Origin of the sequence: Stenotrophomonas sp. Y6, assembly GCF_022436665.1 — a bacterium.
In the GTDB taxonomy this organism is placed as follows: Bacteria; Pseudomonadota; Gammaproteobacteria; order Xanthomonadales; family Xanthomonadaceae; genus Stenotrophomonas; species Stenotrophomonas acidaminiphila_A.
The window spans coordinates 144,174-158,962 of record NZ_JAKUKB010000008.1 but is presented as its reverse complement, the minus strand read 5'-3'; the positions used below and the strand labels follow the sequence as shown (position 1 = coordinate 158,962).

The window sequence follows — 14,789 nt, the reverse complement described above, 5'->3', positions numbered from 1 at the left end:
CCCAAGGACGGAAGCGCCCGATCCGATGACCGCTACCCTGAACACCCCGCCGCTGCTCGACGCGCGCGGACTGCGCTTCACCCGCAACGACGACCCGGTGTTCGGGCCCCTGGACCTGCACGTGGATGCCGGCGAGGCGCTGCTGGTACAGGGCGGCAACGGCGCCGGCAAGACCACCCTGCTGCGCGTGCTCGCCGGGCTGCTGCGCGCCGACGACGGCACGATCCAGATCGACGGCCGCACCGCCGGCGCCGGCGACCGCTCGCGCTACATCGCCTACCTGGGCCACCTGCCCGCGCTCAAGCAGGACCTGGGCACGCTGGAGAACCTGCACGTGCTGTGCGGCCTGCAGGGCCGCCGGGTGCGGCAGATGCCCGGCAACGCCCTGGCCATCGTCGGCCTGGCCGGCTACGAGGACACCCTGGTGCGGCAGCTGTCGGCCGGCCAGAAGAAGCGCCTGTCGCTGGCCCGGCTGTGGCTGTCGCCGGCACCGGTATGGCTGCTGGACGAGCCCTACGCCAATCTCGACCTGGACGGCATCAACCTGGTCAACCGCATGATTTCCGCGCACCTGCGCAGCGGCGGCGCCGCGCTGGTCACCACCCACGGCGCCTATGCCGCGCCACCGGTGCGCAACCGCACGCTCACCCTCGGCCCTGCCGCGGTGGAGGCCGCCGCATGAGCCTGCCCGGACCGCAGCCCACCCTGCTCGACGCCGCCCGGGCGCTGCTCGCGCGCGACCTGAAACTGCTGTGGCGGCGTCGCGGCGACGCCGCGCAGCCGATCCTGTTCGCGCTGCTGGTGGTGGCGCTGTTCGCCCTGGCCCTGGGCGGCAATCCGGAGTTGCTGCAGCGGGTGGCCGCGGCCGTGCTGTGGCTGTCGGTGCTGCTGGCCGGGCTGCTGTCGCTGGACACCCTGTTCCGTGGCGATGCCGAGGACGGCTCGCTGGAGCAGTGGCTGCTGTCGCCGGTGCCGTTGCCATGGCTGGTCGCGGTGCGGGTGTTCTCGCACTGGCTGACCACCGCCTTCCCGCTGGTGCTGGTCAGTCCGCTGCTGGCCGAACTGATGCAGCTGCCACGCGCGCAGCTGCCGGTACTGGTGGCGTCGCTGGCGCTGGGCACGCCCCTGCTGAGCCTGCTCGGCGCGGTGGTCGCCGCGCTCACCGTGGGCATGCGCCGCTCCGGCATCCTGCTGGCGCTGCTGGTGCTGCCGCTGTACGTGCCGGTGCTGGTGTTCGGCGCCGGCGCGGTGGCGGCGGCGGCACAGGGCTTCGATGCCAGCGGCGCGCTGCTGCTGCTCGGTGCGGGCCTGGTGGTGAGCCTGCTGCTGGCGCCGCTGACTGCCGCGGCAGCGATCCGCATCGCCAGCTCCTGAGCAGCGCAGGCGCTATCCTTGGCGCCGGGCTCCACCCGCACCCCCGCATGCGCCAGCCACCGCCCCCGCCCCCGGAAAAACCCACGCTTCCGCCACGCCCGGCAGTGGAACTGCAACGTCGCGGCGAACGGCGCGTGGAGCGGTTCCTGGACGTCGCCATCGAAGTATTCAACGAGAAGGGCTACCAGGGCGCGCGCCTGGCGGACATCGTCAAGCGCGCCGGCGGTTCGCTGTCCACGCTGTACCGCGCCTTCGGCGACAAGGAAGGCCTGGTCCACGCGCTGATGGAGCGCAGCATCCGTGACTTCGGCAAGGAGGTGGAGGACCTGCTGGATTCGCCGTTGCCACCCGGGCAGGCGCTGGAGGAGGCGGCCTGCCACATGGTCGAGGAGATCCTCAGTCCCGCGCGCATCGCCTGCCACCGCATCATCACCGCCGAAGGCATCAGCCAACCGGCCCTGCGCGACTGGTTCCGCGCCCATGGCATCCAGCCGATGGAACGGCTGTTGAGCCAGTATTTCGCCCGCGAAGCGCGCGCCGGCCGCCTGCGCATCGAGGACCCGGACATGGCCGCCGACCACTTCTACATGCTGGTCTTCGGCGGGCTGATCATCCAGTCCGTCAGCGGCTGGGTCGACGCCACCCATCTGCCGCGGATCCAGGCCCGTACCCGCTCGGCGGTACGGTTGTTCCTGCAGGGCGCCATCCCCCGTTCCTGAACGCTGGCTTGCTGCGTTGCAGCTTGACCTGAACGCTCGCTTTCTCAAAATCGCACCGTAATCGCAATTACGCTGTTGCCATCCCCCTTGGCAGGGGCAACAAGGAGAAGAACGTGCGGTTCTATCTCGCCTTCGTATTGCTGCTTGCCGCCGCGCTGCTGGTGTCCGCGGCATGGCTGGCCCCGGTCCAGGCCGGCGCCCCGGCACAGGCGGTCAAGCTCCCCGAGACCCGCTTCGCCTCCTCCGTTTCCGGGCATGGCTTCAACGCCCCGCCCGGCTTCGCCGACGCGGTGCCCGCGCGCAACACGGCGCACCCCGAGGCCAAGCCGGTCGGCGAACAGGTCTGCACGGCCTGCCATGCCAAGGAGAGCGACAACTTCGCGCACACCGCGCATGCGCTGGGCATGCAGGTGGCGCTGGCCGCCAATCCGGCCACCGCCACCTGCGAGGCCTGCCATGGCCCCGGCTCGGTGCATGCGGCCAACCCGACCGCCAAGGGCGCGATCATCGCCTTCACCCATGAGGGCGGCACGCCCGTGGCCAACCAGACCGAAAGCTGCCTGGGCTGCCATTCCGGCGGCCCGCGCGACACATGGCTGGGCTCGATCCACCAGCGCAACGAGCTGTCGTGCAGCGACTGCCACAATCCCATGCAGAAATTCTCCGCCGAAGGCCTGACCGCCAAGCAGTCGGTGAGCGAGACCTGCGCCACCTGCCACAAGGACATCCGCCAGCAGTTCAACCGCCGCTCGCACATGCCGCTGCCGGAAGGCCAGATCAGCTGCGTGGATTGCCACAACCCGCACGGCACGCTCAACGCCACCCTGCTCAAGACCGACACGGTCAACGAGACCTGCTACCAGTGCCACGCCGAAAAACGCGGGCCGTTCCTGTTCGAACACGCGCCGGTGCGCGAGAGCTGCCTCAACTGCCACCAGGTGCATGGCTCCAACCAGCACGCCCTGCTGGTCGCTCCGATCCCGATGCTGTGCCAGCAGTGCCATTCGCACACCCGTCACCCCAATGACCTGCAGACGGCGTTGTCGCTCGGCAATGGCGTGACCCCGGACGAACGCCTGATGGGCCGCGGCTGCATCACCTGCCACGCGCAGGTCCACGGCTCCAATCACCCCTCCGGCCCACGCCTGCACAAGTAACGGGAGGACGCCATGCACATGTGGAAACGCCCCCATGCCTGCCGCTGGCCGCTGCTGCCCCTCGCCCTCCTGGCCGCGCTGGCACGGGCACAGGACAGTGGCGCCGGCATCGACCTGCAGTTCGGCAACTGGCTGGACCCGTCCGGCCGCGTCGGTTGGCGCGGCTGCGACCCGGACGGCACCAGCTGGCTGACGGCGACCCCCAAGCGCACGCCAACCGGCTTCCTGTATGGCTGCAACCCGCAGGTGCCGGCGTTGAAGCCGGCCGGCGATGGTGGCTGGCAGTGGTCGGGCGACGTCGCACTGGGCTACCTGCACGTCAGCGGCGACACCGCCAATACCAACTGGCGGCGGTTCCGCAACCCGGACGACGGTCTGCTGCTGCAGGCCGACTTCAGCCTGCGCCGCGCCAGCGACGGCCGTTATGCCGACCTGCGCCTGAGCCGGCTGGACCGGGACAACCAGTATTACCGCGCGTTGTTCGGCCAGGCCGGGCGCTACCGGGTGCAGGCCTTCATGCGCAGCTCGCCCAACGTGCTCAGTGGCAACGCGCGCTCGATCTGGGACGGCGTGGGCAGCGACCGGCTCACGCTCAAGCCGGGGCTCGCCGCGGCCGGCAGCAGTCCGGCGCAGGTCGCGGCCGTTTCCGCCGCGCAGCCGCCGATCACCCTGGCCGTGGTGCGCGACAAGCAGGGCGTCAGCATCAACTACCTGCTCAATCCGCGCTGGACCACCTATGCGAGCCTCACCCACGAGCAGCGCAAGGGCGCGCGCCCGTTCGGCGGCCCGTTCTTCTTCAACTACCCGTTCGCCAACAACGGCGGCATCTACGAGATCCCGCGCCCGATCGACGACAGCACGCTCAACTTCAGCGGCGGCTTCCGCTTCGTCGGCAACCTGTGGCGCAGCGAATTCAGCTACACCGGCTCGCTGTTCCGCCATGCCCAGCGCAGTTTCAGCTACGCGGTGCCGTTCGCGGTCGGCTCGGTGGCCGGGGCCAACTCGCCCCCGCTGTACCAGGGCTCGTTCGCCTACGAGCCCGACAACGACTACCACCGGTTTGGTGCCAGCGTGAGCCGCCGGCTGCCGGCGTGGAAGGGCGATTTCACCCTCGCCGCGTCACTGAGCACGATGCGCCAGAACGACCGCCTGCTGCCACCGATGGATTGCCAGGGGCAGTTCGGCCAGGACCTGGCGCCGCCGTTCCTGGCCAACTGCGCCGACTGGAACACCACCGCCGCGCTGTCGCGCGACCGCGCCGACATGGCGATCAACAACCAGAAGCTCGACGCGCGCCTGGTGCTGCAGCCGCTGGACGGCCTGACCTGGCGCAGCACCGCGCGCTACCTGCGCGAGGACTACGCCGGCACCTACTGGTCGTACAACCCGCTGACCGACCAATGGGGCTACATCGCCGAGAACGGCGCCCAGGGCTCGGTGGTGCCCGGCGAGATGGGCCTGTGGGACCCCGGCGCCAACCGCTCGGTACTCACCCGCATCCGCAACCTGCCGCTGGACAAGGAAACCCGCGAGCTCTCCACCGGCCTGGACTGGCGCCCGTCGCCACGCAACACGCTCGGCGCCACCTACACCTTCACCTGGATCGAGCGTGCGCACCGCGAGGTCGCCACCACCCGCGACAACATGCTCAGGCTGAGCTGGAACAACCGCACCGCCGACTGGCTCACCCTGCGCGCCAACTACAGCTGGCTGGACCGTGGTGGCAGCCGCTATTACTACAACCCATACGAGTTCACCTTCTCCAGTTCGCTGCCGGGCTTCGTCGAACCGGCCGCGGGGCTGCCGCCGCACACGGTCGCGGCGCTGCGCAAATACGACATCGCCTCGCGTACCCAGCACAAGCTGGACCTGATGGCGACCTTCATCCTGCCGAGCGACATGACCGTCTACGTCTCCGCGCGCGCGGACCGCAACCACTACGATGCACGGATCGGGCGTCAGAAGCTGGACAGCTACGCCACCAGCGTGCAGTGGGAATGGCAGCCGGACCCGGACACCACCGCCAGCGCCTGGTACGGCCACGACCGCTCCGAGCTGGTGTTCGCCAATGTCAACGAGGCCGCCGGCAGCGACCCGCAACTCGGCGGCCCCACCTATCCCGAGGCCAACCGCTGGTGGATGGACGATACCCAGCGCAACCACTATGCCGGGCTGAACCTCAGCCGCCGGCTCGGCCGCGCCAGCCTGGACCTGGCCTGGAACTGGACGTCCTCGCGCGGGCGCACCGGCTACCGCATGAATTCGCCCGGCGCGCTCACCGTGCCGGCCAACGCGGCGCTGGCCAGCGGCAGCTACCCGGTGATGGTCTACCGGGTCAACTCGCTCACCGCAGGGCTGTCGATGCCGCTGGGCCAGCGCGTGCGGCTGCGCGTGTTCGACACCTGGGAGCGCGGCAACCTCTCGGACTGGCACTACTTCGGTTTCGAGGACACGCTGGTCTACGACCACCGCGTGTACGTCGATGGCGGCCCGTCAAGCTACCGCGTCAACCTGCTGGGAATGATGCTGGAGGTGGCGCTATGAAATGCCCCCTGCTCCCGCTGGTGCTTGCCGGCGGCCTGGCCGGCCTGGCCCCTGTCGCCAGCGGCGCGGACGGCGACGCGCCTGCGGCCACGCTGCATCCGCGCTACCTCGACCTGCGCGCGGTCCCGCGCATCAGCGGCGACGCGGCCGCCGGCAAGCGGAAATCGCAGGTCTGCGGCGCCTGCCACGGCGACGACGGCGGCGGCACCGCGCCGCCGTTCCCCAATATCGGCGGGCAGCGCGCCGACTTCGCCTACTGGCAACTGGTCGAGCTGAAGCGCGGGCGCCATCTGTCACCGATGACGCCCCTGGTCAGTACCCTCGACGACCAGGACATGCGCGACCTGGCGGCCTATTACGCCAGCCTGCCGCTGCCCGCGGCGCGGGCCGGCACCGGCAACACGCCCGCCGAACCGGTGGACGCCGCGCTGCTCGAACGCGGCCGGGCGCTCTATCTGCACGGTGATGCCGCCAAGGGCATCCCCCCGTGCCAGGGCTGCCACGGCGCCGATGCCCGCGGCATGCGCGATGCCGATGTCGCCGACCGCAACGGGCGCACGCCGTACGCCACCTTCCCGGTCCTGCGCGGCCAGCAGGCGGCCTACCTGCAGAGCAAGCTGGCTGAATACCGCGAAGGCGACCTGCACGACTCCACCAGCGACTTCATCATGGGCGGCATCGGCCGGCGGCTGGACGCGGACAGCATCCAGGCCGTCTCGTCCTGGCTTTCCGGCCTGGGTGAGGACTGAGCATGCACGACGCGGCGCAGGCCGCCCCCCCCTGCGACATCACGTCGCTTGTCAACCCGAAACGCCGGCGACAGCATGGCCGGCCATCCGCCCGTAGCGGCGGCCCCTCCCCGTAGACAGGAGCTTTGACGATGTTCCGCAAACTGATCCTCGCTTCCACCCTGGCCCTCGGCGCCGCCGGTGCCGCCCAGGCCGCCGGCAGCTGCTCGGTGAACCTGGAAGGCAACGACGCCATGCGCTACAACATGGCCAACATCGACGTGCCCAAGAGCTGCGCCAGTTTCACCGTCAACCTCAAGCACACCGGCAAAATGGCCAAGAACGTGATGGGCCACAACGTGGTCGTCGCCAAGACCGCCGACATGGCCGGCATCGACGCCGACGGCATCAAGGCCGGGCTGGCCGCCGACTACATCAAGGCCGGGGACACCCGGGTCATCGCCCACAGCAAGGTGGTCGGCGGCGGCGAAAGCACCTCGTTCAGCATTCCGGTGGCCAAGCTCACCGCGGCCGGCGCGCCGCTGTCGTTCTTCTGCAGCTTCCCCGGCCACGCGGCGCTGATGAAGGGCACGCTCACCCTGAAGTGACCGCCACGGCGCGGGCTGGCCGTGCCAACCGCGCCGTCTTGGGCTAATCTTCACGAGCCGCCGGGCGCACGTGCTTCGCGGTGCCCGGCAACGGGGTGGATGGGGTCCACCCCGCCATCGTTTTCCTCGACGAGCGAGCGGATGTTCAAAGGTTTGCCAGGTTGGTTCCATCGGCTGGGGTCCCCTGCCTATTTCGACGCTTTCGCCGCCCGTTGGTCGCCATGGTGTTACGTGGCCTCGCTGCCGTTGTTCGCCTTCGGCCTGTGGCAGGCGCTGGCGGTGGTGCCGGCCGACTACCAGCAGGGCGACAGCTTCCGCATCCTCTATATCCACGTGCCCTCGGCCTGGATGAGCCTGTTCGTGTTCGGGCTGATGGCGCTCTACAGCACCATCGCCCTGGTCTGGCGGGTCAAGCTGTGCGAGATCCTGGCCATGGCCTGCGCGCCGATCGGCGCCGCCTTCACCCTCATCACCCTGCTCACCGGCAGCATCTGGGGCAAGCCGATGTGGGGCACCTGGTGGGACTGGGACCCGCGCCTGACCACCGAGCTGATCCTGCTGTTCCTGTACCTGGGGGTGATGGGCCTGTACGGCGCCATCGACGACCGCCGCACCGCCGCGCGCGCCGCCGGGCTGCTGTCCATCGTCGGCGTGGTGCTGCTGCCGGTCATCCGCTATTCGGTGGTGTGGTGGAACTCGCTGCACCAGGGCCAGACCATCCGCATGTTCGGCGAATCCAGCATGGACGGCAGCATGATCCTGCCGCTGTGGCTGATGGTGCTGGCCACCAAGTTCTGGTTCGCCGGCTCGCTGCTTGCCCGCGCCCGTGCCGACAACCTGCGCCGCGAGGCCGGCAAGGCCTGGGTACGCGAGCGCGTGGAGAAACTGACATGACCTATTTCCAGTACGTCGCCTTGGCCTACGCGGTGTTCTTCGTGGTGCTGGCCTGGGACTTCGCCATCCCGCGCCTGCAGGTGCGGCGGCAACTGCGCGAGGTACGCAACCGCCTGGCGCGCGCCAGCCGCACTGCCGCGGCCGCCGCGCCCGGCGACCAGGAACTGAGCCGATGAGTCCGGTCCAACGCCGCCGCCTGCTGCTGGTGCTGCTGGTGCTTGCCGTGGCCGGCATCGCCGCCGCGCTGGTGGCCACCGCCCTGCAGCGCAATATCGCTTACCTGTACACCCCGGCCGAAGTGAAGGCCGGCAAGGTTGTGCCCGACGCCCGCTTCCGGCTCGGCGGCATGGTCGCCAAGGGCTCGTTCCAGCGCGCCCCGGGCGCACTGCTGGCGCGCTTCGAGGTGACCGACGGCGACGCGCAGCTGCCGGTGACCTACGACAAGATCCTGCCGGACCTGTTCCGCGAGGGCCAGGCGGTGGTCGCCACCGGGCGCATGGCTGGCGGCGTGTTCGTGGCCGAGGAGGTCCTGGCCAAGCACGACGAGACCTACATGCCCAAGGAACTGGCCGACAAGATGGGCGTGGCCCATGACAAGCACCAGGTCCCGGCCACGGCCACTCCGGCGGAGTCGCGCTGAGTGCTCGCCGAGATCGGACAGGTCCTGCTGATCCTCGCGCTGCTGGCGGCACTGCTGCAGAGCGTCCTGCCACTGGTCGGCGCGCAGCGCGGCATCGCCCCGTTCGTCGCCATCGCCCGCCCCGCCGCCCTGCTGCAGCTGACCGCGGTGCTGGGCGCGTTCGTGGTGCTGACCCTGGCCTTCGTGCGCCAGGATTTCTCGCTGCGCTACGTGGCCGAGAACTCCAATTCGCTGCTGCCGGTGATCTACCGTTATTCGGCGGTGTGGGGCGCGCACGAGGGCTCGCTGCTGCTGTGGACCCTGGTGCTGGCGCTGTGGACCGCGGCGGTGGCCGGGTTCTCGCGGCGCCTGCCGCCGGTGGTGATGGCGCGGGTGCTGGCGGTGATGGGCCTGATCAGCGTGGGCTTCCTGGCCTTCCTGCTGTTCACCTCCAACCCGTTCGAGCGGCTGCTGCCGGCGCCGGTCGAGGGCCGCGACCTGAACCCGCTGCTGCAGGACCCCGGCCTGATCATCCACCCGCCGATGCTCTACCTGGGCTATGTCGGGTTCGCGGTACCGTTCGCCTTCGCCGTCGCCGCCCTGCTCGATGGCCACATCGACGTGCGCTGGCTGCGCTGGACCCGGCCGTGGACCAACGTGGCCTGGGCCTTCCTCACCCTGGGCATCGCCCTGGGCAGCTGGTGGGCGTACTACGAACTGGGCTGGGGCGGCTGGTGGTTCTGGGACCCGGTGGAGAACGCCAGCTTCATGCCCTGGCTGGCCGGCGCGGCGCTGCTGCATTCGCAGGCCGCCACGGAAAAGCGCGGCGTGTTCATCGGCTGGACCCTGCTGCTGGCCATCACCGCGTTCGCACTGTCGCTGCTCGGCACCTTCCTGGTGCGTTCGGGCGTGCTCACCAGCGTGCACTCGTTCGCCGCCGACCCCGCGCGCGGCCTGTTCATCCTGGTGTTCCTGGCGCTGGTGATCGGCGGCGCGCTGCTGCTCTACGCGCTGCGGGCCCCGGCCATGGGCGGGCCGGCCGATCCGCGCCGCGCCTACGCGCTCAATTCGCGCGAAGGCCTGCTGCTGGCCAACAACCTGCTGCTCAGCTGCGCCTGCGCCATGGTGCTGCTGGGCACGCTGTATCCGTTGCTGGCCGACGCGCTGGACCTGGGCAAGGTCTCGGTGGGACCGCCCTACTTCGGCACGCTGTTCCTGCTGCTGATGGCGCCGCTGGTGCTGCTGCTGCCGTTCGGCCCGCTGACCCGCTGGCAGCGCGAGCAGGGGCTGCGGCCGCTTGCGCTGCTGGCGCCCTGGGCGGTGCTGGCGCTGCTGCTGGGCGTGGTGGGCTGGTTCATGGCACCGCAGGGCAAGCTCAAGACCGCCGCCGGTATCGCCGCCGCGGCGTGGGTGGCGGCCGGCACCGGGTACGTGCTGTGGCAGCGCCTGCGCGGTGGCGGACGCCCCAACGCCGAAACCTGGGGCATGCTGATCGCCCATGCCGGCATCGCCGTGTTCCTGGTCGGCGCGCTGCTGGTGGAGGCGCTGAGCATCCAGCATGAGGTGGCGCTGGCGCCGGGCGGCACGGTCGAGGCCGGCGGCTACCGCCTGGCATTCGAGGGCGTGGATGCCAGCGACGGCCCCAATTACCACTCCGACCGCGGCCACGTGCGTGTGTTCCGCGGCGACCGCGAGGTCGCGCTGCTGCACCCGGAAAAACGCATGTACGCCAGCGGCGGCATGCCGATGACCGAGGCCGGCATCCATCCGGCGCTGGGCGGCGATGTGTATGTTGCGCTCGGCGAGTCGCTGGGCGATGGTGCCTGGGCGGTCCGCGTGCAGGTCAAGCCCTTCGTCCGCTGGATCTGGCTGGGCGCGCTGCTGATGGCCCTGGGCGGCTTCGTCACCGCCGTCGACCGCCGCTTCCGCCGGCTGCCCGAGAAACCCTGATGTCCGACACGCCTTCCAATCCGAATCCCCACCGCCTGCCGCCGGTCGCGCTGATCATCGGCGCGCTGTTCTTCCTCGGCCTGGTCGGGTTGATGCTCTATGGCGTCAGCCGTTCCGACCGGCCCGACCGCGACACCCTGCCGTCGGCGCTGATCGGCAAGCCGGCACCGGATTTCTCGCTGCCGGTGCTGCACGACCCGACCGTCAAGGTCAGCGGCCACGACCTGCGTGGCGCGCCGTACCTGCTCAACGTGTGGGGCAGCTGGTGCCCGACCTGCCGTGACGAACACCCGATCCTCACCCGCTTCGCCGAGACCAAGCGCGTGCGCGTGATCGGCTACAACTGGAAGGACGCACCCGCCGACGCCCTGCGCTGGCTGGAGCAGCTGGGCAACCCGTACATGGTGGTGTTGGCCGACGAGGAAGGCCGCACCGCGCTGGACTGGGGCATCGCCGCCGCGCCGGAAACCTTCCTGGTGGACGGCAGCGGCATCGTGCGCTGGAAGTACAGCGGCGCCATCACCCAGGACGTACTCGACCGGCAGCTGATCCCGGCGCTGGAGAAGATCGAGGCCGGGGCTGGCGGGAAGCGCGCGCGATGACGCGGCTGCTGGCCATGCTGCTGGCGCTGTGCCTGCCGTGGCTGGCGATGGCGCAGCCGATGGGCGACCCGGCCCCGCTGCAGTACCGTGACCGCGCCGAGGAGGCGCGCTTCCACGCGCTGGCCGCCGAGCTGCGCTGCGTGCAGTGCCAGAACCAGTCGCTGGCCGACTCCAACGCGCAGATCGCCCACGACCTGCGCCGCGAAGTACTGAACCTGATGCGCGAAGGCCGCAGCGATGCGCAGATCAAGCAGTTCCTGGTCGAACGCTACGGCGAATTCGTGCTCTATCGCCCGCGCATGGAAGGCAGCACCCTGCTGTTGTGGCTGGGCCCGGGCGTGTTGCTGCTGGCTGGCGCGGGGCTGCTCTACGCGCATGTGAAGCGGCGCGGCCGCGCCCTGCCCGCGCCCGCGGCCGACGATGCGAACCAGGACGAACGCGAATGGTGAAAGCGGTATTTCTGTCGCTGGCCGCACTGCTGGCCGCCGTCGCCGGCGGCGCCATGCTGTGGCCGCTGCTGCGCGCCGGCAAGCGCGCGATCTGGGGCACCCTGGCCGGCGCCATGGCGGTGGCCACCGTGGGCCTGTACCTGTGGCTGGGCACGCCGGCGGCGCTGCAGGCGCCGGATACCGCGCCACCGCAGACCCTCGAGCAGGCGGTCGCCCAGTTGCGCACGGTGCTGGAAGCGCACCCCGAGCGCGCCGAAGGCTGGGTCCTGCTGGCACGTTCGGAGCTCGAACTCGGGCGCGTGGCCGAGGCCGCCGCCTCGTTCGAGCGCGCGTTGAAGCTGGATCCCGACCAGCCGGAACTGCTGGTCGAAGCCGCGCAGGCGCGCGCCCGCGCGCATCCGAAGATGCTGTTCGACGACACCGGCGTGGCATGGCTGCAACGTGCCCGCAAGGTGGCGCCGGACAACCAGCGCGCGCTCTGGCTCACCGGCATCGTGCAGCGCCAGCGTGGCGACAACGAAGCCGCCGTGCGCACCTGGGAAAGCCTGCTGCCGCGGCTGGATCCCAACGCCGCCGCCGCGTTGCGCGAACAGATCGACGCCGCCCGCGCCGACGCCGGCATGCCGCCGTCCACGCCCGCCGCGGCCAGCGGTGCCGCCGGCGCCCATGCGATCACCGTCGAGGTCACGCTGTCGCCGTCGCTGCAGGCCCGCGCCGCCACCGGCAAGGACACCGTGTTCGTCATCGCCCGGGTCCCCGGTGGCCCGCCGATGCCGGTCGCGGTCGAGCGGCATCCGGCGCAGACCGGGCCGCTCACCGTCACCCTGGACGACGCCGACAGCCCGATGCCCACGCAGAAGCTTTCCGCGCTGGGCGAGGTCGAGGTGTTCGCGCGGCTGTCCGCCAGCGGCACCGCGATGCGCCAGGACGGTGACGTGGAGTCGCTACCGGTCAAGGTCGCCCTGCCCGCGAGCGAACCGCTGCGGATCACGCTCGGCCAACCGTGACCCGGCCGCAGGCGCGCAGGCCGTGAACCAGGACGAGATCACGCGACTGTTCGACCAGCAGGCAGCCGGCTACGACGCGCAGTGGGCCAGGACCCACCCGATCCGCGATTGCCTGCACCTGCTGCTGGATTCGGCCTTCGCCGCCCTGCCCGCGGATGCCCGCATCCTCTGTGTCGGGGCCGGTACCGGCGCGGAACTGCTGCATTTGGCCCGCAACCACCCCGGCTGGCAGTTCACCGCGGTGGAACCGTCCGGCGCGATGCTCGCCCTGTGCCGCCAGGCCGCCGCGAGGGAGAACCTGTCGGCGCGCTGCCACTTCCATGAAGGCTACCTGGAATCACTGCCCGACAGCGGCCGCTTCGACGCGGCCACCTGCTTCCTGGTCTCCCAGTTCATTCTCGATACGACGGTCCGCACCGGCTTCTTCCGGGAAATCGCGCACCGGCTCGCGCCAGGTGCAATCCTCGCCAGCTCCGACCTGGCCGCGGACGTGCAGTCGCCCGCCTACGACGTGCTCCTGCGCGCATGGATGAACATGATGGCCGCGGCCGAGGTTTCCGCCGACGCCATGCAACGCATGCGCGATGCCTATGCCCGGGACGTCGGGATACTGCCGCCGGAGCAGATCGCCGCGCTCATCGCCGCGGGTGGTTTCCAGCCCCCGGTGCGGTTCTTCCAGGCCGGGCTGATCCACGGCTGGCTGTCCAGGCGCGACGATCACGGCCGCTGAGCCCGGCCTGGCCCGCCCCGGCAGCCGACGCCCCGCGGCGCCCCCTGTCGATCCGGCTGCTGGCCCCGCCCCGTGGCGGTTGCAGCGGCGGCATTGCCCACGGCCGTGGTAACCACGGCGCATGCCCTGATAACGCCGGGGCATCGCGTGCCATCCCCGTATCGGCGCACGGCCGGTAGAATCGGCCGATGACCGAGTTCATCCCCGAAGGCAGCCGCTTCCACGCTCTGGCCTCGCCGTTCCCGATGAAGCGCGGCGGCCAGTTGCACGGCGCGCGCATCGCCTACGAAACCTGGGGCACGCTGGCCGCCGATGCCGGCAACGCCATCCTGATCGTCACCGGGCTGTCGCCCGATGCCCACGCCGCCAGCCATCCCGGCAACCCCGCGCCCGGCTGGTGGGAGCCCATGCTCGGCCCCGGCAAGCCGATCGATACCGAGCGCTGGTTCGTGGTCTGCGTCAACTCGCTGGGCAGCTGCAAGGGCTCCACCGGCCCGGCGTCGCTGGACCCGGCGACCGGCCGGCCCTACCGGCTGTCGTTCCCGGAGTTGTCGGTGGAGGACATCGCCAACGCCGCGGCCGAGGTGGTGCGCGCGCTCGGGATCCAACAGCTGGCCTGCCTGGTCGGCAACTCGATGGGCGGCATGACCGCGCTGGCGCTGTTGCTGCAGCATCCGGGCATCGCCCGCACCCATATCAACATTTCCGGCAGCGCGCAGGCGCTGCCCTTCTCCATCGCGATCCGCTCGCTGCAGCGCGAGGCCATCCGCCTGGACCCGGCCTGGAACGGCGGCGATTACGACGACGCCCATTACCCGGAATCGGGCATGCGCATGGCGCGCAAGCTGGGCGTCATCACCTATCGCTCGGCGCTGGAATGGGACGGGCGTTTCGGCCGGGTGCGGCTGGATTCGGAGCAGGGCGACGACGATCCGTTCGGCCTCGAGTTCCAGGTGGAAAGCTACCTCGAAGGCCACGCGCGCCGCTTCGTGCGCCGTTTCGACCCCAACTGCTACCTGTACCTGGGCCGCGCGATGGACTGGTTCGACCTGGCCGAGTACGGCGCCGGCGACGTCATGGCCGGGCTGGCGAAGATCCACGTGCAGCGCGCACTGGCCATCGGCGCCAACACCGACATCCTGTTTCCGGTCGAGCAGCAGCAGCAGATCGCCGACGGCCTGCGCGCCGGTGGCGCCGACGCCCAGTTCATCGGCATGGACTCGCCGCAGGGCCATGATGCGTTCCTGGTGGACTACGACCGCTACGGCCCAGCCGTGCGCGGTTTCCTGGACACCCTGCGCGGTTCCTGACCCACGCTGCGGCGTGGCAGGTCCCTACACCCTGCCGGCGCCGCGCCCGATCGAACCATCCCCTGCGCCGCGCGCACGCTGTTACTCCAGTCATTCCT

15 protein-coding genes and 1 pseudogene are annotated in these 14,789 nt (G+C 70.6%); all 16 read left to right on the top strand.

Annotated elements, in window-relative coordinates:
• Nucleotides 1-25: 25 nt before the first annotated feature.
• The 16 genes and pseudogenes from ccmA to MKP15_RS10400 all read left to right on the top strand — a co-directional run bounded on the left by ccmA (nt 26) and on the right by MKP15_RS10400 (nt 14,691).
• Complete coding sequence (gene ccmA / locus MKP15_RS10480) at nt 26-682, top strand: heme ABC exporter ATP-binding protein CcmA (protein ID WP_104938650.1); 657 nt, start codon at nt 26-28, stop codon at nt 680-682.
• Nucleotides 679-1,374 carry a heme exporter protein CcmB gene (gene ccmB / locus MKP15_RS10475; protein ID WP_104938649.1) on the top strand — a complete coding sequence of 232 codons (696 nt, stop codon included), beginning with the start codon at nt 679-681 and terminating at the stop codon, nt 1,372-1,374. Before ccmA ends, ccmB begins: the two co-directional genes overlap by 4 nt.
• A 104-nt stretch (nt 1,375-1,478) precedes the next feature.
• Complete coding sequence (locus MKP15_RS10470; protein ID WP_240212667.1) at nt 1,479-2,093, top strand: TetR/AcrR family transcriptional regulator; 615 nt, start codon at nt 1,479-1,481, stop codon at nt 2,091-2,093.
• A 113-nt stretch (nt 2,094-2,206) separates the two neighbouring features.
• Entirely contained in the window at nt 2,207-3,250 is a 1,044-nt protein-coding gene (locus tag MKP15_RS10465; RefSeq protein ID WP_240212666.1) for a DmsE family decaheme c-type cytochrome, read from the top strand.
• An 18-nt stretch (nt 3,251-3,268) separates the two neighbouring features.
• Nucleotides 3,269-5,794, top strand: a complete 2,526-nt coding sequence (locus tag MKP15_RS10460) for an MtrB/PioB family outer membrane beta-barrel protein (RefSeq protein WP_240212665.1) — start codon at nt 3,269-3,271, stop codon at nt 5,792-5,794.
• Nucleotides 5,791-6,543 carry a c-type cytochrome gene (locus MKP15_RS10455; protein WP_240212664.1) on the top strand — a complete coding sequence of 251 codons (753 nt, stop codon included), beginning with the start codon at nt 5,791-5,793 and terminating at the stop codon, nt 6,541-6,543. Before MKP15_RS10460 ends, MKP15_RS10455 begins: the two co-directional genes overlap by 4 nt.
• Nucleotides 6,544-6,674: 131 nt before the next feature.
• A complete protein-coding gene (gene azu, locus MKP15_RS10450; RefSeq protein WP_104938644.1) occupies nt 6,675-7,130 on the top strand; it encodes an azurin in 456 nt (151 codons plus the stop codon).
• Between the two features lie 141 nt (nt 7,131-7,271).
• Entirely contained in the window at nt 7,272-8,024 is a 753-nt protein-coding gene (locus MKP15_RS10445) for a heme ABC transporter permease (RefSeq protein ID WP_240212663.1), read from the top strand.
• A 59-nt stretch (nt 8,025-8,083) separates the two neighbouring features.
• Nucleotides 8,084-8,200 (top strand): annotated as a pseudogene (locus MKP15_RS10435) (hypothetical protein); the annotation flags it as partial.
• A complete protein-coding gene (gene ccmE / locus MKP15_RS10430) occupies nt 8,197-8,664 on the top strand; it encodes a cytochrome c maturation protein CcmE (RefSeq protein WP_240212662.1) in 468 nt (155 codons plus the stop codon). The pseudogene MKP15_RS10435 and the gene ccmE, both read left to right, overlap by 4 nt.
• On the top strand, nt 8,665-10,593 hold the full coding sequence (locus tag MKP15_RS10425) for a heme lyase CcmF/NrfE family subunit (protein WP_240212661.1): 1,929 nt from the start codon (nt 8,665-8,667) through the stop codon (nt 10,591-10,593).
• Entirely contained in the window at nt 10,593-11,195 is a 603-nt protein-coding gene (locus tag MKP15_RS10420; protein ID WP_240212660.1) for a DsbE family thiol:disulfide interchange protein, read from the top strand. The genes MKP15_RS10425 and MKP15_RS10420 overlap by 1 nt, the downstream gene beginning before the upstream one ends.
• Nucleotides 11,192-11,644 (top strand): cytochrome c-type biogenesis protein, encoded by a 453-nt coding sequence (locus MKP15_RS10415; RefSeq protein ID WP_240212659.1) that lies wholly within the window; start codon nt 11,192-11,194, stop codon nt 11,642-11,644. The genes MKP15_RS10420 and MKP15_RS10415 overlap by 4 nt, the downstream gene beginning before the upstream one ends.
• Nucleotides 11,638-12,651 (top strand): tetratricopeptide repeat protein, encoded by a 1,014-nt coding sequence (locus MKP15_RS10410; RefSeq protein ID WP_240212658.1) that lies wholly within the window; start codon nt 11,638-11,640, stop codon nt 12,649-12,651. Before MKP15_RS10415 ends, MKP15_RS10410 begins: the two co-directional genes overlap by 7 nt.
• 22 nt (nt 12,652-12,673) lie before the next feature.
• On the top strand, nt 12,674-13,381 hold the full coding sequence (locus MKP15_RS10405; protein ID WP_104938636.1) for a class I SAM-dependent methyltransferase: 708 nt from the start codon (nt 12,674-12,676) through the stop codon (nt 13,379-13,381).
• A 188-nt stretch (nt 13,382-13,569) separates the two neighbouring features.
• The gene (locus tag MKP15_RS10400; protein ID WP_240212657.1) at nt 13,570-14,691 is read left to right on the top strand and encodes a homoserine O-acetyltransferase; all 1,122 of its coding nucleotides are present in this window, start codon (nt 13,570-13,572) and stop codon (nt 14,689-14,691) included.
• Nucleotides 14,692-14,789 lie beyond the last annotated feature (98 nt).

Bases quoted from the DNA above. Each gene is read 5' to 3' on its own strand.
- MKP15_RS10400 (WP_240212657.1), top strand. From the start codon at position 13,570: ATGACCGAGTTCATCCCCGAAGGCAGCCGCTTCCACGCTCTGGCCTCG.
- MKP15_RS10460 (WP_240212665.1), top strand. From the start codon at position 3,269: ATGTGGAAACGCCCCCATGCCTGCCGCTGGCCGCTGCTGCCCCTCGCC.
- MKP15_RS10445 (WP_240212663.1), top strand. From the start codon at position 7,272: ATGTTCAAAGGTTTGCCAGGTTGGTTCCATCGGCTGGGGTCCCCTGCC.
- MKP15_RS10420 (WP_240212660.1), top strand. From the start codon at position 10,593: ATGTCCGACACGCCTTCCAATCCGAATCCCCACCGCCTGCCGCCGGTC.
- ccmE (WP_240212662.1), top strand. From the start codon at position 8,197: ATGAGTCCGGTCCAACGCCGCCGCCTGCTGCTGGTGCTGCTGGTGCTT.
- ccmB (WP_104938649.1), top strand. From the start codon at position 679: ATGAGCCTGCCCGGACCGCAGCCCACCCTGCTCGACGCCGCCCGGGCG.
- ccmA (WP_104938650.1), top strand. From the start codon at position 26: ATGACCGCTACCCTGAACACCCCGCCGCTGCTCGACGCGCGCGGACTG.
- MKP15_RS10415 (WP_240212659.1), top strand. From the start codon at position 11,192: ATGACGCGGCTGCTGGCCATGCTGCTGGCGCTGTGCCTGCCGTGGCTG.
- azu (WP_104938644.1), top strand. From the start codon at position 6,675: ATGTTCCGCAAACTGATCCTCGCTTCCACCCTGGCCCTCGGCGCCGCC.
- MKP15_RS10455 (WP_240212664.1), top strand. From the start codon at position 5,791: ATGAAATGCCCCCTGCTCCCGCTGGTGCTTGCCGGCGGCCTGGCCGGC.
- MKP15_RS10410 (WP_240212658.1), top strand. From the start codon at position 11,638: ATGGTGAAAGCGGTATTTCTGTCGCTGGCCGCACTGCTGGCCGCCGTC.